The sequence below is a fragment of the Microbacterium sp. APC 3901 genome (assembly GCF_030407765.1).
GTDB lineage: Bacteria > Actinomycetota > Actinomycetes > Actinomycetales > Microbacteriaceae > Microbacterium.
The window spans coordinates 1-21,595 of the sequence record NZ_JASDCU010000018.1 but is presented as its reverse complement, the minus strand read 5'-3'; the positions used below and the strand labels follow the sequence as shown (position 1 = coordinate 21,595).

23 protein-coding genes are annotated in these 21,595 nt (G+C 67.4%); 12 read left to right on the top strand and 11 right to left on the bottom strand.

The genetic code is table 11. The features are described from left to right. Positions 1-150 precede the first annotated feature (150 nt). Genes panB through QMA07_RS15085 form a run of 4 tightly spaced genes read right to left on the bottom strand, consistent with a single transcriptional unit; the run spans position 151 to position 3,123 of the window. Positions 151-1,020 carry a 3-methyl-2-oxobutanoate hydroxymethyltransferase gene (gene panB / locus QMA07_RS15100; protein WP_290163288.1) on the bottom strand — a complete coding sequence of 290 codons (870 nt, stop codon included), beginning with the start codon at positions 1,018-1,020 and terminating at the stop codon, positions 151-153. Then, positions 1,017-1,403 (bottom strand): aspartate 1-decarboxylase, encoded by a 387-nt coding sequence (gene panD, locus QMA07_RS15095; RefSeq protein WP_290163286.1) that lies wholly within the window; start codon positions 1,401-1,403, stop codon positions 1,017-1,019. The genes panB and panD overlap by 4 nt, the downstream gene beginning before the upstream one ends. Continuing rightward, positions 1,403-2,350, bottom strand: coding sequence for a pantoate--beta-alanine ligase (panC, locus tag QMA07_RS15090; RefSeq protein WP_290163284.1), 948 nt, complete (start codon positions 2,348-2,350; stop codon positions 1,403-1,405). The genes panD and panC overlap by 1 nt, the downstream gene beginning before the upstream one ends. Continuing rightward, positions 2,347-3,123, bottom strand: coding sequence for a Rossmann-like and DUF2520 domain-containing protein (locus QMA07_RS15085; RefSeq protein ID WP_290163282.1), 777 nt, complete (start codon positions 3,121-3,123; stop codon positions 2,347-2,349). Before QMA07_RS15085 ends, panC begins: the two co-directional genes overlap by 4 nt. A gap of 254 nt (positions 3,124-3,377) precedes the next feature. Here QMA07_RS15085 and QMA07_RS15080 point away from each other — a divergent pair, with 254 nt between their 5' ends. The 7 genes from QMA07_RS15080 to QMA07_RS15050 all read left to right on the top strand — a co-directional run bounded on the left by QMA07_RS15080 (position 3,378) and on the right by QMA07_RS15050 (position 12,037). After that, positions 3,378-4,874 (top strand): SulP family inorganic anion transporter, encoded by a 1,497-nt coding sequence (locus QMA07_RS15080; protein WP_290163280.1) that lies wholly within the window; start codon positions 3,378-3,380, stop codon positions 4,872-4,874. Between the two features lie 823 nt (positions 4,875-5,697). After that, positions 5,698-6,774: an extracellular solute-binding protein gene (locus tag QMA07_RS15075; RefSeq protein ID WP_290163275.1), complete on the top strand. Its 1,077-nt coding sequence runs from the start codon at positions 5,698-5,700 to the stop codon at positions 6,772-6,774. A gap of 45 nt (positions 6,775-6,819) precedes the next feature. Further along, on the top strand, positions 6,820-7,836 hold the full coding sequence (locus tag QMA07_RS15070; RefSeq protein ID WP_290163273.1) for an ABC transporter ATP-binding protein: 1,017 nt from the start codon (positions 6,820-6,822) through the stop codon (positions 7,834-7,836). Positions 7,837-7,915: 79 nt separating this feature from the next. Continuing rightward, positions 7,916-9,709 carry an iron ABC transporter permease gene (locus QMA07_RS15065; RefSeq protein WP_356763284.1) on the top strand — a complete coding sequence of 598 codons (1,794 nt, stop codon included), beginning with the start codon at positions 7,916-7,918 and terminating at the stop codon, positions 9,707-9,709. Then, positions 9,706-10,740 carry a LacI family DNA-binding transcriptional regulator gene (locus QMA07_RS15060; protein WP_290163272.1) on the top strand — a complete coding sequence of 345 codons (1,035 nt, stop codon included), beginning with the start codon at positions 9,706-9,708 and terminating at the stop codon, positions 10,738-10,740. Before QMA07_RS15065 ends, QMA07_RS15060 begins: the two co-directional genes overlap by 4 nt. Before the next feature lie 40 nt (positions 10,741-10,780). Continuing rightward, a complete protein-coding gene (locus QMA07_RS15055; protein WP_290163270.1) occupies positions 10,781-11,674 on the top strand; it encodes a metallophosphoesterase in 894 nt (297 codons plus the stop codon). A gap of 96 nt (positions 11,675-11,770) precedes the next feature. Next, positions 11,771-12,037 carry a hypothetical protein gene (locus tag QMA07_RS15050; protein WP_290163268.1) on the top strand — a complete coding sequence of 89 codons (267 nt, stop codon included), beginning with the start codon at positions 11,771-11,773 and terminating at the stop codon, positions 12,035-12,037. Positions 12,038-12,047: 10 nt separating this feature from the next. Here QMA07_RS15050 and QMA07_RS15045 read toward each other — a convergent pair whose 3' ends face one another. After that, positions 12,048-12,458, bottom strand: a complete 411-nt coding sequence (locus tag QMA07_RS15045; protein WP_290163267.1) for a DUF1428 family protein — start codon at positions 12,456-12,458, stop codon at positions 12,048-12,050. A gap of 74 nt (positions 12,459-12,532) precedes the next feature. Further along, positions 12,533-13,102: a TetR/AcrR family transcriptional regulator gene (locus QMA07_RS15040; protein WP_290163265.1), complete on the bottom strand. Its 570-nt coding sequence runs from the start codon at positions 13,100-13,102 to the stop codon at positions 12,533-12,535. Positions 13,103-13,204: 102 nt separating this feature from the next. Between QMA07_RS15040 and QMA07_RS15035 the strand changes: the two genes are divergently transcribed. Next, complete coding sequence (locus QMA07_RS15035; RefSeq protein ID WP_290163263.1) at positions 13,205-14,341, top strand: NAD(P)/FAD-dependent oxidoreductase; 1,137 nt, start codon at positions 13,205-13,207, stop codon at positions 14,339-14,341. 62 nt (positions 14,342-14,403) lie between these two features. On the opposite strand, the gene QMA07_RS15030 is transcribed toward QMA07_RS15035, so the two are convergent. Continuing rightward, positions 14,404-14,970 carry a dihydrofolate reductase family protein gene (locus tag QMA07_RS15030; RefSeq protein WP_290163262.1) on the bottom strand — a complete coding sequence of 189 codons (567 nt, stop codon included), beginning with the start codon at positions 14,968-14,970 and terminating at the stop codon, positions 14,404-14,406. 91 nt (positions 14,971-15,061) lie between these two features. Between QMA07_RS15030 and QMA07_RS15025 the strand changes: the two genes are divergently transcribed. After that, positions 15,062-16,015 carry a hypothetical protein gene (locus QMA07_RS15025; RefSeq protein ID WP_290163260.1) on the top strand — a complete coding sequence of 318 codons (954 nt, stop codon included), beginning with the start codon at positions 15,062-15,064 and terminating at the stop codon, positions 16,013-16,015. A gap of 160 nt (positions 16,016-16,175) precedes the next feature. After that, the gene (locus tag QMA07_RS15020; protein ID WP_290163258.1) at positions 16,176-17,138 is read left to right on the top strand and encodes a G5 domain-containing protein; all 963 of its coding nucleotides are present in this window, start codon (positions 16,176-16,178) and stop codon (positions 17,136-17,138) included. A gap of 19 nt (positions 17,139-17,157) precedes the next feature. On the opposite strand, the gene QMA07_RS15015 is transcribed toward QMA07_RS15020, so the two are convergent. The 4 genes from QMA07_RS15015 to QMA07_RS15000 all read right to left on the bottom strand — a co-directional run bounded on the left by QMA07_RS15015 (position 17,158) and on the right by QMA07_RS15000 (position 19,000). Next, entirely contained in the window at positions 17,158-17,610 is a 453-nt protein-coding gene (locus QMA07_RS15015; RefSeq protein ID WP_290163255.1) for a hypothetical protein, read from the bottom strand. A gap of 176 nt (positions 17,611-17,786) precedes the next feature. Beyond that, the gene (locus QMA07_RS15010; RefSeq protein ID WP_290163253.1) at positions 17,787-18,599 is read right to left on the bottom strand and encodes a GIY-YIG nuclease family protein; all 813 of its coding nucleotides are present in this window, start codon (positions 18,597-18,599) and stop codon (positions 17,787-17,789) included. 5 nt (positions 18,600-18,604) lie between these two features. Continuing rightward, positions 18,605-18,769: a hypothetical protein gene (locus QMA07_RS15005; protein ID WP_290163251.1), complete on the bottom strand. Its 165-nt coding sequence runs from the start codon at positions 18,767-18,769 to the stop codon at positions 18,605-18,607. Between the two features lie 30 nt (positions 18,770-18,799). Next, the gene (locus QMA07_RS15000; RefSeq protein WP_290163249.1) at positions 18,800-19,000 is read right to left on the bottom strand and encodes a hypothetical protein; all 201 of its coding nucleotides are present in this window, start codon (positions 18,998-19,000) and stop codon (positions 18,800-18,802) included. Between the two features lie 127 nt (positions 19,001-19,127). Between QMA07_RS15000 and QMA07_RS14995 the strand changes: the two genes are divergently transcribed. Together QMA07_RS14995 and atzF are read left to right on the top strand one after the other, a co-directional pair. After that, positions 19,128-19,859: a GntR family transcriptional regulator gene (locus QMA07_RS14995; RefSeq protein ID WP_290163247.1), complete on the top strand. Its 732-nt coding sequence runs from the start codon at positions 19,128-19,130 to the stop codon at positions 19,857-19,859. After that, positions 19,856-21,577, top strand: a complete 1,722-nt coding sequence (gene atzF, locus QMA07_RS14990) for an allophanate hydrolase (protein ID WP_290163245.1) — start codon at positions 19,856-19,858, stop codon at positions 21,575-21,577. Before QMA07_RS14995 ends, atzF begins: the two co-directional genes overlap by 4 nt. Positions 21,578-21,595: the final 18 nt, after the last annotated feature.

Sequence of the window (21,595 nt, the reverse complement as noted above, 5' to 3'; positions counted from 1 at the left end):
CGCGTCGCGTGCGCTTCCGAAGTCCGTGTGCGCTTGCGAAGTCCGAGGTCGCAAAATCCCGTCTTCGCAAGCGCACATCGCCTTCGCTGGCGCACAGGATGCCGGATGCCAGATGCCGGATGCCGGATGCCGGAAGCCGGAAGCCGGAAGCTACCGCGCCGCGAGCAGCTCGTGCAGCCGCGCGGCCTCGCCCTCAGCCATCCCGTATCCGTGCTCGGGCCCTGGGTACACGCCGCCGCGCACCTCGCTCGCATACGCCGCGACCCCGGCGACCGAGACGCCCCGCACGTCGGCATAGCGCTTGACGAACTTGGCGACCCCGCCGGCGTAGATGCCGAGCAGGTCGTGGAAGACGAGCACCTGGCCGTCGGCATCCGCTCCGGCTCCGATGCCGATCAGCGGGATGCGCAGCATGGGCGCGAGTGCCGCGGTGACCTCCGACGGCACGGCTTCGATGACCAGCACCGAGACTCCGGCATCCTGCAGCGCGAGGGCGTCGTCGATCACGGCGAGCGCCGCGTCGGCAGTGCGCCCCTGGGCGCGGTATCCACCGAGTGACGTCGCGGTCTGCGGCGTGAGCCCGACGTGTCCGACCACGGGGATGCCGGCATTCACCAGCGCGCGAGCTCGTTCGACGGTGGCGCCGCCGCGTTCGATCTTGACCAGGTCGACGCCCGCCTCTTTCACGAAGCGCTGCGCGGTGGCGATGGCGATCTCGTCCGAGGCCTCATACGACCCGAAGGGCAGATCGCCCACGATCAGCGACGTCGTCACTCCCCGCCGCACGGCCTTCGTGAGCATCAGCATCTCGTCGGTCGTGACCGGAACGGTGCTGTCGTAGCCGAGCACCGTCATCGCGGCCGAGTCGCCCACGAGCACCATGTCGACGCCGGCCTCTTCGACGATCTGCGCGCTGGGGAAGTCGTAGGCGGTGACCATCACGATGGGCTCACCTGCATGCTTCTTGACGTCGAGATCGCGCAGGGTCAGGCGCTTCGTCGGCGCGGCGTGGGCGCTCATGAGGTCACCACCAGTTCACCGACGACGTCGTCGACGCGGACGATCGCGTTCGACCGATCGACGTGCACGACGACGGGTTCGTAGTCGACGAGGTCTTCGGCCGAGTAGTCGGCGTACGAGATGACGATGATGGTGTCACCGGTGTGCACGAGGCGGGCGGCGGCGCCGTTGACCTGGATGACGCCGGACCCGCGCTCGCCGACCAGCGTGTAGGTCTCGAAGCGCGCGCCGTTGTCGACATCGACGACGTGCACCTGCTCGTGCGGCAGGATGTCGGCGGCCTCGAGCAGGTCGGGGTCGACGGTGATCGAGCCGACGTAGTGCAGGTCGCTGCCGGTGACCGTCGCGCGATGGATCTTCGACTTCAGCATGGTGCGTCGCATCAGGCGTCGCCCTTTCCGTCGGTGGTCGTGCTGGACTCGGTAGTCGTGCTGGACTCGGTGGTCGTGCTGGACTCGGTGGCCGAGGTGGACTCGGTGGTCGGGGTGGCAGTCAGCAGGTGGTTGTCGATGAGCCGCGCGGCGCCCACGCGGGCGGCGACGAGCAGCAGCGCGTCTCGGTCGACTCGGGTCACGGGCTGCAGGGTTTCGGCATCCCGGAGTTCCAGGTACTCGGCGTCTATCCCGGCCGCCGAGAGCACAGCGTGGGCAGCCGAGAGGATGCTGTCGCCGTGGCGCTCCCCCGCTCGGTGCACCACGTCGGCGGCGTCGAGGGCGCGGTTGAGCGCGGCCGCCTGGGCTCGAGCATCCGCATCGAGGTAGACGTTGCGCGAGCTCATGGCGAGTCCGTCGGGTTCGCGCACGATGGGGCAGGCGACGATCCGCACGTCGAGGTTCAGGTCGCGCACGACACGGCGGACGACCAGCACCTGCTGCGCATCCTTCTGACCGAAGTAGGCCACGTCGGGCCGCACGATGCCAAACAGCTTGGTGACGACAGTGGCGACACCGTCGAAGTGGTGGGGTCCGCGGCTCGCGCCGTCGAGCACTTCGGTGATGCCCGCGACGTGGATGTTCGTGGCGAAGCCATCGGGGTAGATCTCGGCCGCATCCGGTGCGAACAGGACGTCGACACCCTCGGCCTCGGAGAGCGCTGCGTCGCGGGCCTCATCGCGCGGATAGGTGCTGAGGTCTTCGTTCGCGGCGAACTGGGTCGGATTGACGAACAGCGAGACGACGACGAGGTCGTTCTGTTCCCGCGCCGCCCGCATGAGAGAGAGGTGTCCGTCGTGGAACGCACCCATCGTCGGCACGAGCCCGACCGACCGGCCCGCTGCCCGGGCATCGCGGACCGCGTCTCGTACGTCGGCGATCGTGCGCAGGATTCTCATGCCCGGGGCTCCTCGGTGGCGGCCGCGTGGTCGGCGGTCGTGTGGGTGGTCGCATGCGGCGCGCGCCCGGCGACCGCGCGGGTGGCGGTGGCGAGTGCGTCGAAGAGGTCTCGGTAGTCGGCGGATGCTGCGCGCTGACGCGCCACGGTGGCCTCGTCACCGCGAACGATCGGCCCGGTGAGAGCGGATGCTGCGCCGCGCGACACCCAGTTGTCGACCGTCTGGCGCACGAGCGGCGCGAGGTGAGCGCGGTCGACTCCGGCGTCCTTCGCGAGGTGCTCGGCCGCGTCGAGCACGGTCAGCACGAAGTTCGAGGCGAAGGAGGCGGCCGCGTGATACTCCGCGCGGTGGGCGTCGTCGACGCGGAAGGGGTTCGCACCGAGCGCGTGCGCGAGCTGCTCGGCCACCTCGAGCGCTTCTGGCGTACGGCCATCGACCGCGACGCCGATGCCACGGAACACCTCGGGCGTCTCGTTGCCGGTGAAGGTCTGCAGCGGGTGCAGGCTGAAGTCGACGTCGGTGAGCGGAGTCGCACCCGAGACATGGGCGACGAGGCGCGCATGCGGTCGCGCGGCGAAAGCCACCGCTGCGACGGCCGAGTCCGGAACGCAGAGCAGGGCGATATCGGCATCCGGCATCCGGTCGTCCCGGCCGAGAGGCCCCAGGACCACGAAGCCCGCTGCGCGAAGAGCCCGCGCGAGTACGCCACCGAGACGGCCGGCGCCGACGATGGCGATGGTCGTGTCAGGTGTGAGAGCAGGGGTGCTGTGCATGTCGATTCCCCGGCCGAGACGTGCGGCGCGGATGGGATGAGTATCCGCCCGAGACGGGGTGCGCGCAAAATCTGGGAGCAGACGATCCACCATATGTCGCCTGCCGGTTACCAATCTGAGAAGTAGTGGCCGTAACGAGTGAACATATCGCTCCGGAGCCTCCCGGCGGAGAGCCGGTCAGACGCTGCGCTTCAGCATCCGCCGTACCCTTAACTGTTCTGCCTCGTCCCGGGCACCTTCTCTGGAGCATCCCCATGTCTGCAACTGCGATCGACGATCGCGCCCGCTATCGGGCGAATCCCACGGTGCTTCAGGCACTGAAGAGTCCGCGGATGCTGACGCGCGAGGTGCTCGCGGGGCTGGTCGTGGGTCTCGCGCTGATCCCCGAGGCGATCGCGTTCTCGGTGATCGCGGGCGTCGACCCGAAGGTCGGCCTGTTCTCGTCGTTCATCATGGCGGTGTCGATCGCGTTCCTCGGCGGGCGTCCGGCGATGGTCACCGCGGCCACCGGAGCCGTCGCGCTCGTGATCGCGCCGGTCGCGCCGACGTACGGGATGGACTACTTCATCGCGACCGTCATCCTCGCCGGCATCTTCCAGGTGCTCCTCGGGGTGCTGGGCGTCGCGAAGCTGATGCGGTTCATCCCCCGCAGTGTCATGGTCGGGTTCGTGAACGCGCTGGCGATCTTCGTGTTCAGCTCGCAGTTCCCGCAGCTGATAGGTGCGCCGTGGATGGTCTATCCGCTGGTCGCGCTGGGAATCGTCGTGATGATCGCGATGCCGAAGATCACCACGATCGTGCCGGCGCCGCTCGTGTCGGTGATCATCGTGACCGCTGTGGTGATGGCGTTCGCGGTCACGGTGCCGACGGTCGGCGACCAGGGCGAACTGCCCAAGAGCCTGCCCGAGCTGTTCGTCCCGAACGTGCCGCTGACGTGGGAGACGTTCACGATCATCGCACCGTTCGCGCTCGGCGTCGCGCTCGTCGGGCTCATGGAGTCGCTGCTCACCGCGAAGCTCGTCGACGAGATCACCGACACGCACTCGAACAAGACGCGCGAGTCGTGGGCGCAGGGCGTGGCGAACATGCTCTCGGGGATCTTCGGCGGCATGGGCGGATGCGCCGTGATCGGTCAGACGATGATCGGCGTCAAGGCCTCGGGCGCCCGCACCCGCATCTCGACGTTCTGCGCCGGCATCTTCCTGTTCCTGCTGGTCGTCGTGTTCGGCGACTTCGTCAGCACGATCCCCATGGCCGCCCTCGTCGCGGTGATGATCATGGTCGCGATCGGCGCCTTCGACTGGCACAGCGTCAAGCCGTCGACCCTGAAGCGGATGCCGAAGAGCGAGACGTTCGTGATGGTGGCGACCGTCGCCTTGGTGCTGCTGACACACAACCTCGCGGTCGGCGTCGTGGGCGGCGTGCTCGTCGCGTCGGTGCTGTTCGTGCGACGGGTGGCGCACTTCGTCTCGGTGTCGAGGACTGTCGCCGGTGATGTCGTCACATACACCGTGACCGGCGAGCTCTTCTTCGCCTCGAGCAACGACCTGACCACTCTGTTCTCCTACCCGGAGGATCCCGATCGCGTCGTCATCGACCTCACCGGATCGCACATCTGGGACGCCTCGACGGTCGCAGCCCTCGATGCGATCGAGACGAAGTACACCGCGCTCGGAAAGACGGTCGAGATCATCGGGATGAACGACAGCAGCCAGCGGATGCGGGGGCGGCTGACCGGCGGTTTCGAGTAGGGGAGTCTGCCCGACCGGTCGGTGAGGCTGCCGTCCTTCGGTCGGTGAGGCCGCCGTCCTTCGGTGAGGCGCTGCTTCGGTCGGTGAGGCTGCCGTCCTTCGGTGGGACGCTGCTCCGGTCGGTGAGACTGCCGTCCTTCGGCGAGACGCTGCTTCGGCGGCGAAACTGCCGCCCTTCGGCGAGACGCTGCTTCGGCGGCGAAACCCACCTGCAGGACATGGGTCTCGTCACAGATGACGGGCCTCATCGCGAAGCGGCCGCCGCCCGGGCGTGGGGCCCATGTCCCGTCACGAGACCCACCGTCACGACGTGGGTCTCGAGACGGAATGTGGGTCTCCCCGAATGCCGCATCACCCCGCGCACCAGACCCACCCCCTGCGACGAGACCGACGTGCAGGACGTAGGTCTCGAGACGGGATGGAGGTCTCGGCTACTCACCCCCAGGCAAGAGGGCGGCGTTCCAGCGAAACCAACCGCCCGTCGCGAGACCCACCTGCAGGACATGGGTCTCGTGACGGAATGAGGGTCTCGGCGGAGACGGGGGCGGAGACGGGGACGGAGACGAAGGGCGGAGACGGGGGACGGAGACGGGGGCGGAGCCCGGGACGGAGACGAGGGACGGAGCCCCGCGGGGCCAGGGCGGAGCCAGGAACCCCACGACCGCCCGACCGTTCACCCCGCGCTCCCCCGGCGTTCACTTCCGCCGCCTATCTTGAGTGCGGTCGCGCGAACGCGGCTAAGAATCAGACCGATCGTTGTACAGAAACCACAACTCCGGGGTAAAGTCAGATCAGACACACCTCGATGACGAGAAAGGCGACCATGGTCGACATCCGAAAGAAGCGCTGGTCTCTCCTGGGAATCGCTGCGGTGGCGGCCGTGACCCTGACCGGCTGCGCAGGCGGCAGCACCGAGACCGACGGCGGCTCGAGCGACGGCGGGTCGGATGCGACCCTCATCGTCTACACCAACTCGAACAGCGACGGCCGTGGCGAGTGGATCACCGAGAAGGCAGCGGATGCCGGCATCGACATCGAGATCGTGGGCCTCGGCGGCGCCGACCTCACCAACCGCATCATCGCCGAGAAGAACAACCCGGTCGGCGACGTGGTGTTCGGTCTGAACAACATGTTCTTCGAGCAGCTCAAGGCCGAAGAGGCGATCACCGCCTACGAGCCCGAGTGGAGCGGCGAGGTTCCGGCCGATGCGGGCGACCCCGCTGACGGAGCGTTCTGGCCGCTCGTCGAGCAGGCCATCGTCACTGTCTACGACGAGAACACCATCACCGACGCCCCTTCCGATGAGGAGGACCTCTGGACCGACGAGGAGTACGCGGGCCGCTACGAGGTCAACCCGGCGCTCGGCCAGGCCACCCCGCAGCTCGTGCTCGCCAGCATCCTGTCGCGTCACCTCGACGAAGACGGCGACCTCGGCGTCAGCGACGAGGGCTGGGACCTGGTGAAGTCGTACTACGCCAACGGATCGCCCGCGGTCGAGGGCACCGACCTCTACGCCCGCATCACGCGTGGCGAGATCGACTACGGCGTGCTGCCCTCGAGCGGCATCGCGGCGCGCGACGAGGAGTACGGCACGAAGACCGGCATGATCGTGCCCGACTACGGCGTGCCGTATGTCACCGAGCAGATCGCGCAGATCAACGGCACCGGCAATGAGGAGAAGGCCCAGGAGTTCATCGACTGGTTCGGCAGCGCCGAGGTGCAGGGCGAGTTCGCGGCCGAGTTCAACTCGATGCCCGTCAACGAGGGTGCGGTCGAGCAGGCCAACCCCGAGGTCGTCGAGCTCATGGGCACCCTCGACCGTCAGGACATCGACTTCGGCTTCGTGAGCGAGAACCTCGGTGCCTGGGTCGAGAAGGTCACGCTGGAGTACATCGGCTGATCGAGCCTCCACACCCCCTCATCCAGCACTGACCGGAAAGACACCATGATCCGTTTCGAAGATGTCGAGGTCGCGTTCGGCGATCACCGCGCGGTCTCGCACCTCGATCTGGAGATCCAGGAGGGTGAGTTCTTCACCCTCCTGGGTCCGTCTGGATGCGGCAAGACCACCGCCCTCCGCACACTCGCCGGGTTCGTCGAGCCGACGGGCGGTCGCATCCACATCAACGGCCGCGACGTCACTCGCGTGCCGAGTGAGAAGCGCGGCGTGGGGATGGTGTTCCAGAACTACGCTCTCTTCCCCAGCATGAACGTGCGCGAGAACATCGCGTTCGGGCTGTCGATCCAGAAGGCATCGAAGGCCGAGCAGCGCCGCCGCGTCGACGAGATCGCCGACCGCACGGGCCTCGCGCCGTCGCAGCTCGAGAAGAACGTGTCGGAGCTCTCGGGCGGGCAGCAGCAGCGTGTGGCCATCGCCCGCGCGCTCGCGCTGACCCCCAGCATCCTGCTGCTCGACGAGCCGCTGTCGAACCTCGACGCGAAGCTGCGCGTGCAGCTGCGTGAACAGCTGAAAGACCTGCAGCACGAGGTCGGCGTGACCACGGTCTACGTCACGCACGACCAAGAAGAGGCGCTCACGCTCAGCGACCGCATCGCCGTGCTCGACGCCGGAACGCTGCAGCAGGTGGGCACGCCCGAGGAGATCTACGACCGCAGCGCGACGCCGTTCGTGTGCCGCTTCATCGGCGAGAACAACCGTCTCAGCCCGGCGCAGATCACGAGCCTCGGCGGCGGACTCGACGCCACGGCCGAGAGCTACGTGCGACCCGAGAAGCTGCATCTCGCCGAGGCGGGCGACAGCTCGACGGCATCCGCGTCGCTCGCTGGCACGATCGTCGATCGCACGTACCACGGCAGCCACAGCGTCTACACGGTGACGGCAGAGGATGCTGCGCTGCGCGTCAGCGTGCCCGCCGCGGCGAGCGCGCGCCAGTGGAACCCCGGCGACGCGGTGCGCGTCGACGTGGACCCGCGCTGGATCCTGCAGTATCCGGCGGCGTGACATGTCGGATCAGACCCCCCAGAACCCCTCACACCCCGCGGTCCCGCCCTCAGCGGCCGTGACCGGAGAAGCCGGCTCCTTGACGACCGAAGCTGTCGTCGAGGGTCAGACGGCGGGACCGCGGCTCAACAAGAGAGGGCGCCCCGGCAGCGTGAAGGCGATGCTCCGCTCACCCCTCGCCTGGATCACGGGCATCATCGTGATCTGGTTCGCCGCCGCGTTCCTCGTGCTTCCCAACGCCGCCCTGCTCGGGGTCACGTTCTTCCCCGACGGGCAGTTCAGCATCCGTGCCGTCGAGAAGCTGTTCGGCAGCGAGCGTGCGCTGAAGACGCTCGGAAACAGCTTCCTGCTGGCCGTCACGCTGTCGATCACGGTCAACGTCGTCGGTGTCTTCATCGTGCTGGTGACGAAGTACTTCCAGGTGCGCGGGGCGAAGATCCTCTGGCTCGGCTATGCCACGACCCTGATCTACGGCGGCATCGTGCTGGCCGCCGGTTACAACTTCATCTACGGCCGGTTCGGGTTCTTCACGAACATGATGGTCAACTGGTGGCCCGACATGGACCGCGACTGGTTCTCGGGATACTTCGCGGTCGTCTTCGTGATGACGTTCGCGACCACGACGAACCACATGCTGTTCCTCTCGTCATCCCTCGGCAAGGTCGACTACGCGTCGATCGAGGCGGCGAAGCTCATGGGCGCATCGACGTGGACGATCCTCCGCCGCATCGTGCTGCCGGTGATGAAGCCGATGCTGTTCGCCGTCACCGTGCTGACGTTCCTCATCGGACTCGGGGCGCTCACCGCTCCGCTCGTGCTCGGCGGGCCCGACTTCCAGACGGTCGCGCCGCTGATCATCGACCTCTCGCGCAGCCCCATCACGCGCGACATCGCCGCGCTGCTGGCGATCGTGCTCGGCATCGCGACGATCATCCTGCTCGCGATCATGAACCGCTTCGAGAAGTCAGGCGTCTACTTCTCGGTCGCGAAGGTGGCGACCCCGATCCAGAAGCAGAGGATCCGCAACCCGTTCGCGAACGTCGTCGTGCACGTCATCGCGTACCTGCTGTGGGTGATCTACCTGATCCCGGTCGTGCTGATCGTGATCTTCTCGTTCGTCGATGCGCGCAGCATCCTCGCCGGCTCCATCACCCTCGACAGCTTCACGCTCGACAACTACATCACCGTGTTCTCGAGCGCCGAGGCGATCCGTCCGTTCATCGTCAGCGTCGTCTACAGCGCCGTCGCGTCGCTCGTCGTGGTCGGCGGTCTGCTGTTCGTGGCGCGGATGCTGCAGAAGCACCGCAACCTGCTGACCACCGCGATCGAGTACGTGCTGCACATCCCGTGGATCCTGCCGATCGTGCTCATCGCGCTCGCCCTGGTGACCGCGTTCGACGAACCGCGGGCGATCGTGGGTGGATTCGTGCTCACCGGCACGCCGATCCTGCTGCTCATCGCCTACATCTGCGTGAAGATCCCGTTCACGCTGCGCCTGCTCAAGGCCGGGTTCGCGTCGGTGCCCGATTCACTCGAAGACGCCTCGCGCATCCTCGGAGCGAAGTCGCTGACGACGTTCCGCAAGGTGCTGGTGCCGCTGGTGCTGCCGACGGCTGCGGCGATCACGGCGCTGAACTTCAACAGCCTGCTCGATGACTACGACGCGGCGATCTTCCTCTATCACCCGCTGTTCAAGCCGCTGGGTGTGGCGATTCAAGAGAGCACGCGCGGCGAAAACAATCTCGATGCGATGCCGATCACGTTCGTCTACACAGTGCTGCTGATGATCATCATGGGTGTCACCATGTATCTCGTGTATGGACGAGGTTCGCGCGCCGGAGCGCCCCGCAAGGTTCGGAAGACGCGCGCATGAGCTCGTTGTCGGATGCTGGTGCACCGGGGCTGCGTGTCACGGTCAGCGACGTGGCCGCGGCCGCCGGAGTCTCCCGCGCCACGGCGACCCGGGCGTTGAAGGGCGAGGGGCGCTTCGCTCCCGAGACCCAGGAGCGCATCCTCGCCGAGGCCGAGCGCCTCGGATACGTGCGCAACACGATGGCCGCCGAGCTCGCCGCCGGCCGCACCGGCACTGTCGGGCTGATGCTGCGCGACGCGAGCAACCCGGCGTACGGTCTGCTGTTCTCGCGCCTGCAGGATGAGGCCCACAGGCGTGGGCTCGACCTCGTGACCGTGACGATCGGCGCCGACGTGCAGGGCGCCGAGCAGGTCAACGCGCTGCACCGGCTGCTCGGCATGCGCGTCGCCGGACTCATCGTCGCGACCGGTGGAATCACGGCCGCGCAGCTCGAGCCATTCGCCGACCAGGTGCCGATCGTGCGCGCGGGGCGGGTCGAGACTGCCGAGGGGATTCATACCGCGCACTACGACGACCCCTCTCATGGCGAGTTGCTGGCCTCGCATGTGCTGTCGCTGGGGCATCGGCAGGTGGTCGTGCTTTCTGGCGCTCCGGATGTGTCTTTTGCGGAGCATCTTCGTGCGTCGGCGATGGAGTCGACACTCGTTGCCGGCGGGGCCTCCGTGACTCTGGTGTCTGCGGGCGCTGCGCCGACCGATGGAGTGGATGAGGCGCTCGATGCCGTGCGGGATGGGGCCACGGCGGTGATGTGCGCGTCGGACTATCGGCAGCTCGCGGTCATGCGCGCTCTGCGTTCTGCGGGGTTGTCTGTGCCCGGAGATGTGAGCGTGACGGGGTGCGATGGCATCCTGCCTGGGGCCGATCTGCTGGGGCTGACGACTCTGCGCATTCCGGTCGAGGCCGTCGCGGCCGCGGCTGTGGAGACGATGCAGCGGTTGCTGAGTTCTGATGCTGACTCGGATTCTTCCGAGACCGTGCGGCAGCCGTTCGTCGGAACCCTCGTGCCCGGGTCGACTGCCGCGGCCGTCTGACTTCTGTCTTGTACTTGTTCGTCGTCTCACTGGAAGAGAAATGATCCTCACCGAGCACTCTCGCCCATCGCACACCTTCGTGCACATCTCCGATACGCACCTTCCCGGTGAACGTTCGCCGCTGTACGGCAGCGGGGCGGATGCCGATGCGAACCTGTCGTCTGTGTTGTGTCGGTTGGTGTCTTCGGGGCTTCGCCCTGATGCTCTGTTGTTCACGGGGGATCTGGCTGATCGCGGAGACGCGTCGTCGTATCGGCGGTTGCGGGAGGTGGTGGCGCCGGCGGTTGAGGCGCTGGGGTGTGACGTGGTCTGGGCCATGGGGAACCACGACGAGCGTGGGGCGATGCGGGCGGAGTTGGGGCTTGCGGGCGGCGCTTCGGATGCTGTGGTCGAGGTGCGCTGGTTCGGCGGGATGCGGGTGATCGTGTTGGATTCGACGGTTCCCGGGCAGCACTGGGGGCGGGTGGATGAAGAACAGCTGTCTTGGTTGGCGGCGGAGCTGGCTACGCCCGCGCCGGAGGGTTCGCTGCTGCTGATCCATCACCCCCCGCTGCCGACGGTGCTCGATCTTGCGGTGACGGTGGAGCTGCGGGAGCAGGCGGCGCTGGCTGCGGTGCTGAAAGGGTCGGATGTGCGGGGGATCCTGTCGGGGCACGTGCATCACCCGTCGTTCGGGACCTTCGCGGGGATTCCGGTGGCGGCGGCGTCATCGAGTGCGTATGGGCAGGATCTGGCTCAGCCGGTTGGAGCTACGCGTGGGCAGGATGCTGCGCAGGGGTACAACCTCGTGCACGTGTACGACGGGACCATCGTGCACTCAGTTGTCGGGCTCGAGGTTGGGGCGGATGTCGGGGAGCCGGTCGCGGCGGAGGAGGCCGGGCGGCGGATCGCTGGGCGGGGGATCTCTTGGCGTGAGCGACCCCTCGTTCGTTGAGCGAGCCCGGCGAAGCCGAGCGAGACGAAGCGCCCGCAATCAGTGCACGTTTTGAGCGCTCCTGGTGATTGGCCTCCGATCGGGCAAACTGCGCAGGTGACGGGTGTGATCTCCAGCGTGAGCTCGCCGACTCCCGAGGCCGCGCAGGCAGCGCTCGACGAGGTCAAGAGTGTCGCCGAGAGCATCCGGGGTGTCGACGGGCCCGAGGAGTTCGTCACCCTCCGCGACTCGTGGACGACGAGCATCGACGCATTCGCCGCCGAGGGCGAGAAGGCCATCGGCGGCGACATGACGGGCCTGGATGCGGCGACGACAGAGATGCACGCAGCGACCGACGCGATGCTCGGCTACTGCACCCCGTAACCGGCGCCCGTCACTCTTCCTGCTGAACCCTCATCGCGATCTCGAAGCTGTCGCCGACCACGCGACCTCCGTCGAATACCGGCTCTTCGTCGAGCGTCTCGAGGACGCGAGGATCGCTCGTGACGGCAGCGGTTCCGCGGTCGCGTACCTCGAGCGACGGCCAGGTCGTCACCGTGACCACGACAGACTCCCCGGGGCTCGCGCCCGCGAGGTCGGCGATGCTCTTGAGCTCGCCCGATTCGTATGACGTCCCGTCTGCGTGGAAGTCACTCGGGTCAGCTGACGCGCTCGACTGCCAGTAGTCGACGACGCTGATCGCACCGTGGTCGCGGTAGACCTCCGCCATCCGCTTCGAGAAGTCCAGGTATGCGGCCTTGCGTTCCGTCGGCACCGGAACGACCGTGATGTCAGCGATGACCATTCTCTGCTCCAGTCCTCAGCGGTGAGTGTCCGTCGCAAGGGTATCCACCGTCGGCCTCACCCAGCCAGACGTGCCTACCGAGCGATGCCTCGCAGCAGCCGCGTCACCGTCTCCTCGACGCGCTCTGCGCTCAAGGGCTGACCGATGAGCGCCGCATATGACGCCATGGCGATGAGCTGGTCGGCGATGGCGTCAGCATCCACGTCGGCCCGGATCTCGCCGGCCGACTGTCCGCGCGCGATCCGCTCGGCGACCCACGAGCGGATCGGTGCCGCGAGCCGCTCGTTTAGTGCGAGCCCGAGTTCGTGGTCGGTGGCGGTCACCGCGATCAGAGCCCGGGCGAGTGCGACGCCCTCGGGCCTCGCGAGCCCGGCGGACATCGCCGAGAACCAGGCGTGCAGGTCAGCCCGGATGTCGTCGCTCATCGCGACGGCGGGGTCGGCTCCGGGCAAATCTCCCTCGAGCAGTGCCTCGCCGAGGATCGCCGCCTTCGACGGCCACCAGCGATAGATCGTCTGCTTGGAGACTGCGGCTGTCTCAGCGAGTCCCTCGATGGTCACCGCTTCGTAGGTGCCGGCGATGACGGCTTCGCGCATCGCCTCGAGCACAGACTGGCGCGCGGCTTCACTTCGGGGACGGGGCACTAGGACAGGCTACTGGTCGCCACGTTCCACCTCGGGGCTCCGCGCATCGCTCGACGACCGGAGACCGGTGACTTCGCGGCGTGCTTCCGCCAAGCTGGACTCATGCGCATCGTGGTGAGCGGGGCCGGTCTCGGCGGACTCGTGCTCGCCCAGGCACTGCGCGACCACGCCGAGGTGATCGTGCTCGACCGCGATGCGAACCCGGCCGACACCGGCGGCTACCGCATCGCGCTCACTCCCGAGGCGGTCGCCGTGATCGAGCGGCACATTCCGGGGCGACTGGTCGACCGCATCCGCTCGGTCTCCGACGGCCCTGAGACGTTCTCGCAGTTCACGATCGCCGACTCGCGCCTGCGACCGATCGTCGTGGCGCCAGAGCCGGCGGGACAAGACCGGATGCTGTGCCAGCGTCGCGCGCTGCGGCAGATCCTCAGCGAAGACCTCGGCGAGCGCCTGCGGTTCTCGTCGACCGTGACCTCGGCTGAAGCCCACGACAGCGGGGCGAGTGTCACTCTCGCGGACGGCTCGCGCATCGAGGCCGACCTGGTCGTCGCGGCCGATGGTGCCCGCTCGGCGACTCTGCGCTCGATCGCCCCTGAGACAAGCGCGGACACCGGCCTGGTCGGCATCGCCGGGTCGACACCGCTGACCCGGCACACCCGGTTCCCGCGCTACCTGCTGCGGGGTCCCGCCCTGGCCGTTGACCGCCACGGCGTCGGCATGTTCCTCTCGCTGACGTCGCGCGGGCTGCGCGGCATCTCACCCGAACTCGCGGATGCCGTCGGCCCGCCGTCACTCGTGTGGGGTCTGATCGCCCGGCGCGACGCCATCGGTGCGGTGCAGACGGCATCCTCAGCCGAACTCGTCGCGACGGCATCCGCCCTCGTGGACCGCTGGACTCCGTGGATGCCGGGAGTGATCCGCGACTCCGATCCCGACCGCACTGCCGCTTTCTCGTTCCGCGCCGCCGACCCGAAGGCGCCGCGCTTTCTGTGGACTCCCGGCCGCATCACCGCGATCGGTGATGCAGTGCACGCGATGCCTCCCACCGGCGGACGCGCCGGGTCGACCGCCATCCGCTCGGCCGGCGCACTCGCCGAAGCCCTCACTGCCCACCCCGACATCGACTCCGCTGTGGCCCGCTATCAGGCCCGGGTCGACGAGTGGGCCGTGCCCGCGATCGAGGAGTCGCTCGGTCCGGTGCGGGCGATCCGGGCTCTCGGCAACCCACTGGCTTAGCTAGCCGCCGGACCGCTGCTGGGGGTCGCCGGATGGATCGGTGCCGGCAGATATCGCCGCAGTCAGGCGGCGGGCACTGGACCATAGCGGTTCGCGACCGCTCCCGAACCGAACTCACGGCGGTCGACGAGCTCTAGCCGGGTGAGCTCGCTCAGTCCGTCAAGCAGCCTCGGCCCGTGCCCGGCGATGATCGGATGCACGACGAATGTGTACTCGTCGATGAGTCCCAACTCGGCGAGCGCGAGAGGAAGAGTCACCCCGCCAACGGATAGCCCTTCGCCGGGCTGCTGCTTGAGCTGCTGCACCGCCTGGGCCAGATCGCCTCGGATGAGCTCGGCGTTCCAGCCGACCGAGCTCAGCGTGCTCGACACGACGTGCTTCGGCACGCGGTCGATGGCCTCGGCGAACGGGATCTCCCACTCGCTCATCCAGTCGGGCCACTGACCGGATGCCGGGCGACGCCAGGCCGACTGCATCATCTCGTAGGTCGTTCGGCCGTAGATCACGGCATCCGCCCGCTCCATCTCGGCAGTCCAGAAGCCCATCAGCTCCTCATCGGGAGCGACCCCCGCCTCGTGATGCACACAGCCGTCGAGCGTGACATTGATCGAGTAGCGCAGTGGTCTCATCTCGCCGATCTCCTTCGATGCGTGCGGGTGGTGCGGGTGGGACTCAGAGTACTGTCGGGCCGTCGTCGGGCGACACCTATCCGCGGCCGAGGTGGCCACAGCGAGTGTGGTCGGCGCATGCGTTCAGGACCTCGATATGCGCGGCGACCATGGGAAAAACCCTGACAAAGACGACCTCGCCAGTGGTGCTGTACAGCATCATGGCCTTGTGATCTCAATTGGCAGCAAGCCCGCCTCAACTCCCGGTCGAAAGCCTCTCTGGCTTCCCACCGCCATGTGGGGCGCGGTGACGTTGGTGATTTGCGCAGCTGCATGGTGGCTGCTCTCCGGGCCTCCGACGGTGCCTTCCCCCGGAACGATCATGTTCAATTCTCCCGGGCTCGGCGCACACTTGTCACTGACCCTCACCGAGAAGCCCACCTTCAAGGCGGTGCTCATCCGAAATGTCGGCGACGACGACGTCAACGTCGACGTCGACTTTTCGCTGTCGGGGCGCATCACAGCTACCAACTGGATCTCTGGTGAGTCCGTCGATGACCCTCCTGGAACGATCCGGACGGGCGGAATCTCAGACGAGCCCGACAAGTTCTGCGAACAGTGGTCGGAAATCGCTGGGTGTCGTTTTCATCTGGGAGTCGGCGAGGCACGGAGATTCGTCTGGGACGACGGATCCACCTCGTGGGTTTCACAGCAAGGGGCTCGATGGTCGGTACTGACACCGTTCATTCGACCGTCGAACGTGTCTGGCGGAGTCGGCGAAGGATATCTCCAGGCCCCGGTGATCGACACCCGCGTGATGCTGAATCTCCCCGATGCTGCTCAGGTCGTGGCAGGGCCACCCGCAACATGGGATTGGGACAACGGCGTTCAGGTCTTCACCTACTCAGGCAGCGGTCAAGTGTCCGCCCCACTGATCCACGATGCCGCTGCGAGGCCGATCGAAGAGTTCGCGCTCTTCGCGCTCGCCGTGCTCCTTGGAATCTCCGTAGAGCGCACGATCACGACCGTGGGCGTGCTCGTCAGGCCCGGAGCGGTGCGCAAGTAGCGCGTGAATGAGGCGGGCGCCCTCGCCCGGCCCGCTCCTCGTGCAGGCTTTGTCACGTTTCAGATTCGAGAGTTGCCGCCCGAAGACAGCAACCGATATACAGGTCACAGCGCTCTGGGGGCGCTGGCGATTCGTCGCCTCACTGTCGAGGGGAACTCTCATGTCACTGCCGCCTGCCTCCTGGCATCCAGACCCGGAGAATCCGAATCAGCTGCGGTGGTGGGATGGCCATCGCTGGACGGATGCCACGTCACCGTCGCCCGCTGCCGCCGCGACGACACAGATGGCCACACCAGCCCCGCCCGCGACACCTGTTGCGGCGAAGCGACGGACGGGGTGGCGCACCGCCGCGATCATCGTCGGCGCGCTCGTGGTCGGCGGGGTGCTCGCCAGACTGTCGCCGATCGCGATCCTCCTCGTCGCCACGGCGATGGTCGGCATCGCCCTCTATGTGATGGTCGCTCGCCCTCTCCCCGCGCTGGGTCTCCGGTCGCGGATGTCGGGCGTGATCGCCCTGGGCATGGCTGCCCTGCTTGTGACGGGCGGCGGCATCGCGAGTGCGAACAGCGGAGGCACCCCGACGGCATCCGAACCGCAGAATTTCGCGGCGGTGGCGACGGCGACTCTGGCGCCCAGCCCGACCCCCACACCGACCACGTTCGAGACGGCGACCGAAGAGGTGCCCGTGCCGTTCTCTGCGACCACCGTCGACGACCCCCAGCTCGATCAAGGCACGACGGCGCTCGTCGCCGCCGGCGTGAACGGCGTGAAGGTGATCACGTACCGCGTGACCATGGTCGATGGTGTGGAAGTATCTCGCGAGGTCGTCGGCGAGGCGGTCTCCGTGCAGCCCGTCAACGAGGTGACGGCGATCGGAAGCAAGGCTCCCGCGCCGGTTGCCGTGCCGGCACCAGCGCCCGTGCCTGCACCCGTGCCGCTCGTGCAGCAGGGCGGCGGCGGATGCGACCCGAACTACACCGGCGCGTGCGTGCCGATCTCCAGCGATGTCGACTGCGCAGGCGGCAGCGGAGACGGACCTGGATATGTGCAGGGCCCAGTGCAGGTCGTCGGCTCGGACATTTACGACCTCGACCGCGACGGCGACGGGGTCGCCTGCGACTAGTCGCTAACCGTCCTTCGGATCATCGAGCTGCAGCGGCAGCGATCGCTTCACGGAGATCATGGAATCCGATCTCCTTGCTATAGCGCGACAGCGCCGCCAAGCCCACGGACTTGTAGCCCAGTTCTTCGAGCACTGAACGTGGAAGAACGTGAAAAGCCCACGCACCGATATCGAGGGGATCGTATTTCTCCGGATCAATCTGCCTGTTCCATGCGAACACGTACACGTCGGCGTTGCACGTCTGCTCGCCGACATACCCGGCTTCAATGTCGAGCCGTCGACCGCGCAGCCCTCCGAACGAGATCGTTGACGGGCGGCGCTGCGCCCACGATTGCAAGTAGGCAGAACTCTTCACCTCGATCTTGACGTCACCCCATAGAACATCGAAGTCATCCCATTCCACGCGAGCGACTTCGAGGCCGAGGGCCCGTCCCACTAGGTACTCGGCGAAGTACCCCCGAGCGTTGTTCATTCGCAGATCCGACATTGCGAAGCGCCAGAAATCCAGGACGCTCCCACTCATTCCGCGAAAGGCCTCGTCGCCTCGCAACCGCGGCAGTTGAGGGGGTTCTCGCCACGTTCCATCCCAATCCATGTTTCACCTTCTGAAGTAGAGCCCACACTCGCCTACCAACGGTGGTGCGGTGTTCAGTTTCTGTTTAGTCCCCAAGTCCGAGAATCGAGCGCCCGTTTGTAGTGCTCCTCCGCCTCGTTGATCTTGCTCTCCGGCGTAGCCGGATCGAAAACTCGGAGGAGCGAGTACCGGAAGGTCGAAGGGTCAAGGGTGCGAAGCTCGACGTTGCCGCCGTGCCCGTTCGTCGCGTAGACGTTCCACCGCTGACGAATGCTCTCTGCGCCGTCAGCCTTGCCCACGTATTGGCGCCCATCGCGCGTATCGGTGATCAGGTAGATGCCCATCACCGATGCCAGTGCCGTCCGCCACGACGCGTACCGGTGGTCTCGCATGACAGCTTGTAGCTGCGGGTAGTCGAGAATGAGCCTGTCGAATCCAGGGAACGGAACCGGTTGGGCGTCTGCGATCTCCATCACCGGGTACTTGGCAGCGGTGGTGCCGTTGATCCACCAGGTTCGAGGAGAGCGCCACCCGATGACAAGACGGTTCCTCAGGTCAGCGAGCTGATCAGACACCGAGAGGTCGAATGTGCGGACGGCTCCATCATTTGAGATCTCTCGCCGGTTCTCTACGACCGACCAGAGCCGCGCGCGATCGCCACCTTCCCTCACGAATACAACCCACACCTTTGGGGGCGCAACTGGGAACACACGCTGCTTCGCACTCTGCCGGCCGGTGTAGTACAGGATCTCCGCGTCGGTCGAATCCGCGTGGATCCCCACGAGACCAGTGTCTTCGTGCTCGCGAACATAGGCGTGGCGAATCACCATAGCCTCGGTCGGATCGATCCCCGCGCTACGGAGGATCGAATCCAGGGTCAGGGTCACGGAGATCAGCGCCCGACGTAGGGCCGCGCCGGTCGAGCCTCTTCTGCCAACGCCTGGCGGTGCGACGTCAGCGCAGATCGAACAGCCGTGTAGATCACGAGCCACAGGATCAGCAGGCCGATGAGCAGACCGCCGACGTAGAGGAGGATGACAGTGAGAAAAGGGTCCATGGCGTCAGAATAGCCACCGGGTGTGCAGGGCTAGTCCCCCGCCTCGAGCGACCTGTAGAACCAGAACGCCTTCTCACCAGTATCGGGGTCACCGTTGCTGAACCCGTGCCGTTCGTAGAAGCGCATCGCGCCGGCATCCGACTCGTCGACGTTGATCTCGTCGAGCAGCGCCACCGGTCCGTCGGACCAGACGTCGTTGGGCGAAGACGACGAAGTCGACTGACACGACACGTCGGCCGCGGGGGCCTTTCGTCTCGGCCGCTCCGCGGACCCACTCCCTCGGATGTGAGAAGAACGTAACGCGGGGCGTACGGCCCAGATACACCGCCGAAACATGGATACCGAACGATGTCCAGCAATGGATACATCATTGGCCACATCGCAGGATCCGGGCTCCGAGCGCCGGCGTCCCGCCCGCATCCGCGTCTATGAGCAGCTGCGGGCCGAGCTGCTGACCGCGGCGTACTCGCCCTTCCACCGCTTCACCGAGGAGAACGTCGCCGAGCGCTTCGAGCTCTCCCGCACCCCGGTGCGCGACGCGCTGGCGCGGCTCGAAGCAGACGGCCTCCTCGTCAAGCGCGACGGAGCGCTGTACCGCTACATGCCCACGCTCGAAGAGTTCACCGACCTCTACGAGCTGCGCATCCTGCTGGAGTCGCAGGGCATCGACCGCGCCATCGCCGACCCGACGATCACGCATGAGCGGGCCCGTCTCACCGCCGAGCAGGACCTCTGGATCTCCCGGCTCGAGGCCGGCATCACCCCCGATCCTGGTTTCGTCGACGCCGACGAGCACTTCCACCTCGCACTCCTGGGCGCCGCGGGCAACCGCGAGCTGGTCGGAGCGCTGGAGCGCGTGAACCGCCGCATCCGCCCGATCCGCATGCATGACTACCTCACCCAGGACCGTGTCGACGCGACCATCTCCGAGCACCTCGAGATCCTCGAGCTCGTGCTCACCGGGCGCCTCCGCGAAGCCCGCGACTTCCTGCGTACGCACGTCGGACAGTCGCAGTCGATCGTCGAGGCCCGCGCGGCCCGCGCCATGCAGATCTCCCACATGAACCACGGATTGGACCCGCACCGATGATCTCCCTCTCCTCCTCCGAGTCCGTCTCCGCCGACGTCGCGGACCTCGAGACCGCACTGGATGCCGCGCCCGCCAGCATCTGGATCACCCGCCGCAACGCCGCGGAGATCCAGGCGGATGCCGAGAGCGTGCGCGCTCGCGTCGCCAAGGGAGCAGCTCTCCCCCTCGCCGGTCTGACGTTCGCCGTCAAGGACAACATCGACGTGGCCGGCATCCCGACCACCGCCGCACACCCCGCCTTCGCCCGGGTTCCGGCGAAGACCGCGACCGTCGTCACACGACTGCTCGACGCGGGCGCCATCCTCGTCGGCAAGACCAACATGGATCAGTTCGCCACGGGACTCGTCGGAACACGCAGCCCCTACGGCGTCGTCACGAGCGCACTCGACCCCCAGCGGGTGTCCGGCGGATCGAGTTCGGGATCCGGCGCTGCCGTCGGGCACGACCTCGTCGACTTCTCGCTCGGCACCGACACTGCGGGCTCGGGGCGGGTTCCGGCCGCTTTCAACGGCATCCTCGGCGTGAAGCCCACCCTCGGACTGCTGCCTCTCGACGGGGTGCTCCCCGCCTCTCCCTCATACGACACCGTCTCGGTCTTCACCCGCACCACCGGCCTCGCCGCGCGGGTGATGTCGGTCGTCGCCGGTCCGTCGACGACCGACCCGAAGAGCAGGCCGTGGGCACTCGACGCCCCGCAGGCGGCCCCGCCGCGACCGGTGATCGCGGTGCCCCGACGCGCCGACCTCGCCTCGCTCTCGCGGGCGGCCCTGAGGGCGTTCGGCGAGACGATCGCCCGCTTCGAGGCACTGGGCGCCGAGACCCGCACGATCGACATCTCTCCGTTCCTGGCAACCGCCCGGCTGCTCTACGGCGGCGGCCTGGTCAGCGAGCGGGCCTGGTCGTACGGCGCCTTCCTCGCCGCACACCCGGAGGAGGCAGATCCCTCGGTCGCCGCGATCGCCGCCGGCGCCGCAGAGATCGACGGCACGACGGTGATCGACGCCCAGCAGGCCGTCGCCGCCGCGACGCTCCTCGCCCGGCAGGCCCTCGACGGCACGGATGCCCTGATCATCCCGACCGCGCCGATCCACCCGACCGTCGCCGAGGTCGTGGCCGATCCGCTCGGCGTGAACAGCACCGTCGGCACCTTCACGAACTTCGTGAACCTCATGGACATGGCCGCCGTCGCCGTGCCGACGGGTGAAGTCGCAGGCGAGGGCCACTTCGGGGTCTCGATCGTGACGCCGACGTTCCACGACCAGGTCGCGCTCGATCTCGCCGCCCGCCTTCTCGGTGAGTCGGAGCAGGACGCCGCGCTCGGCACCCCCGGCGTCGACGTCGCCGTCTTCGGTGCGCACCTCAGCGGCGAACCGCTCAACCCGCAGCTGCAGGCGCTCGGCGCCCGGTTCGTCGGCGAGGTGCGCACCTCGGACAGGTTCCGGATGCTGCTGGTCGAGGGCGCGGTCGACCGACCGGCGGTCATCCGCACCACCGAGGGCGCCGAGCTTCCCGGAGAGCTGTGGCGCCTGTCGCCGCTCGCACTGTCGACGCTGCTGCGCAGCATCGCCGCTCCTCTCGCGCTCGGCGAGATCGAGCTCTCCGACGGCTCGTCGGTGCTCGGCTTCACTGCATCCGTCGACCTCACCGAACGAGACATCACCGCCTTCGGCGGCTGGCGCGCCTACCGCGCGGCATCCGTCGTCCCTGCCAACGCCTGACCCCCTGCCCCTGTCCCT

What these genes read in the sequence shown, in the direction of transcription:
- QMA07_RS15085 (WP_290163282.1), bottom strand. Translation starts at nt 3,123, where the DNA reads ATGCACAGCACCCCTGCTCTCACACCTGACACGACCATCGCCATCGTC.
- QMA07_RS15055 (WP_290163270.1), top strand. Translation starts at nt 10,781, where the DNA reads ATGATCCTCACCGAGCACTCTCGCCCATCGCACACCTTCGTGCACATC.
- panB (WP_290163288.1), bottom strand. Translation starts at nt 1,020, where the DNA reads ATGAGCGCCCACGCCGCGCCGACGAAGCGCCTGACCCTGCGCGATCTC.
- panD (WP_290163286.1), bottom strand. Translation starts at nt 1,403, where the DNA reads ATGCGACGCACCATGCTGAAGTCGAAGATCCATCGCGCGACGGTCACC.
- QMA07_RS15030 (WP_290163262.1), bottom strand. Translation starts at nt 14,970, where the DNA reads ATGAGACCACTGCGCTACTCGATCAATGTCACGCTCGACGGCTGTGTG.
- atzF (WP_290163245.1), top strand. Translation starts at nt 19,856, where the DNA reads ATGATCTCCCTCTCCTCCTCCGAGTCCGTCTCCGCCGACGTCGCGGAC.
- QMA07_RS15070 (WP_290163273.1), top strand. Translation starts at nt 6,820, where the DNA reads ATGATCCGTTTCGAAGATGTCGAGGTCGCGTTCGGCGATCACCGCGCG.
- QMA07_RS15060 (WP_290163272.1), top strand. Translation starts at nt 9,706, where the DNA reads ATGAGCTCGTTGTCGGATGCTGGTGCACCGGGGCTGCGTGTCACGGTC.
- QMA07_RS15045 (WP_290163267.1), bottom strand. Translation starts at nt 12,458, where the DNA reads ATGGTCATCGCTGACATCACGGTCGTTCCGGTGCCGACGGAACGCAAG.
- QMA07_RS15080 (WP_290163280.1), top strand. Translation starts at nt 3,378, where the DNA reads ATGTCTGCAACTGCGATCGACGATCGCGCCCGCTATCGGGCGAATCCC.
- QMA07_RS15020 (WP_290163258.1), top strand. Translation starts at nt 16,176, where the DNA reads ATGTCACTGCCGCCTGCCTCCTGGCATCCAGACCCGGAGAATCCGAAT.
- panC (WP_290163284.1), bottom strand. Translation starts at nt 2,350, where the DNA reads ATGAGAATCCTGCGCACGATCGCCGACGTACGAGACGCGGTCCGCGAT.
- QMA07_RS15015 (WP_290163255.1), bottom strand. Translation starts at nt 17,610, where the DNA reads ATGAACAACGCTCGGGGGTACTTCGCCGAGTACCTAGTGGGACGGGCC.
- QMA07_RS14995 (WP_290163247.1), top strand. Translation starts at nt 19,128, where the DNA reads ATGGATACATCATTGGCCACATCGCAGGATCCGGGCTCCGAGCGCCGG.
- QMA07_RS15035 (WP_290163263.1), top strand. Translation starts at nt 13,205, where the DNA reads ATGCGCATCGTGGTGAGCGGGGCCGGTCTCGGCGGACTCGTGCTCGCC.
- QMA07_RS15075 (WP_290163275.1), top strand. Translation starts at nt 5,698, where the DNA reads ATGGTCGACATCCGAAAGAAGCGCTGGTCTCTCCTGGGAATCGCTGCG.
- QMA07_RS15005 (WP_290163251.1), bottom strand. Translation starts at nt 18,769, where the DNA reads ATGGACCCTTTTCTCACTGTCATCCTCCTCTACGTCGGCGGTCTGCTC.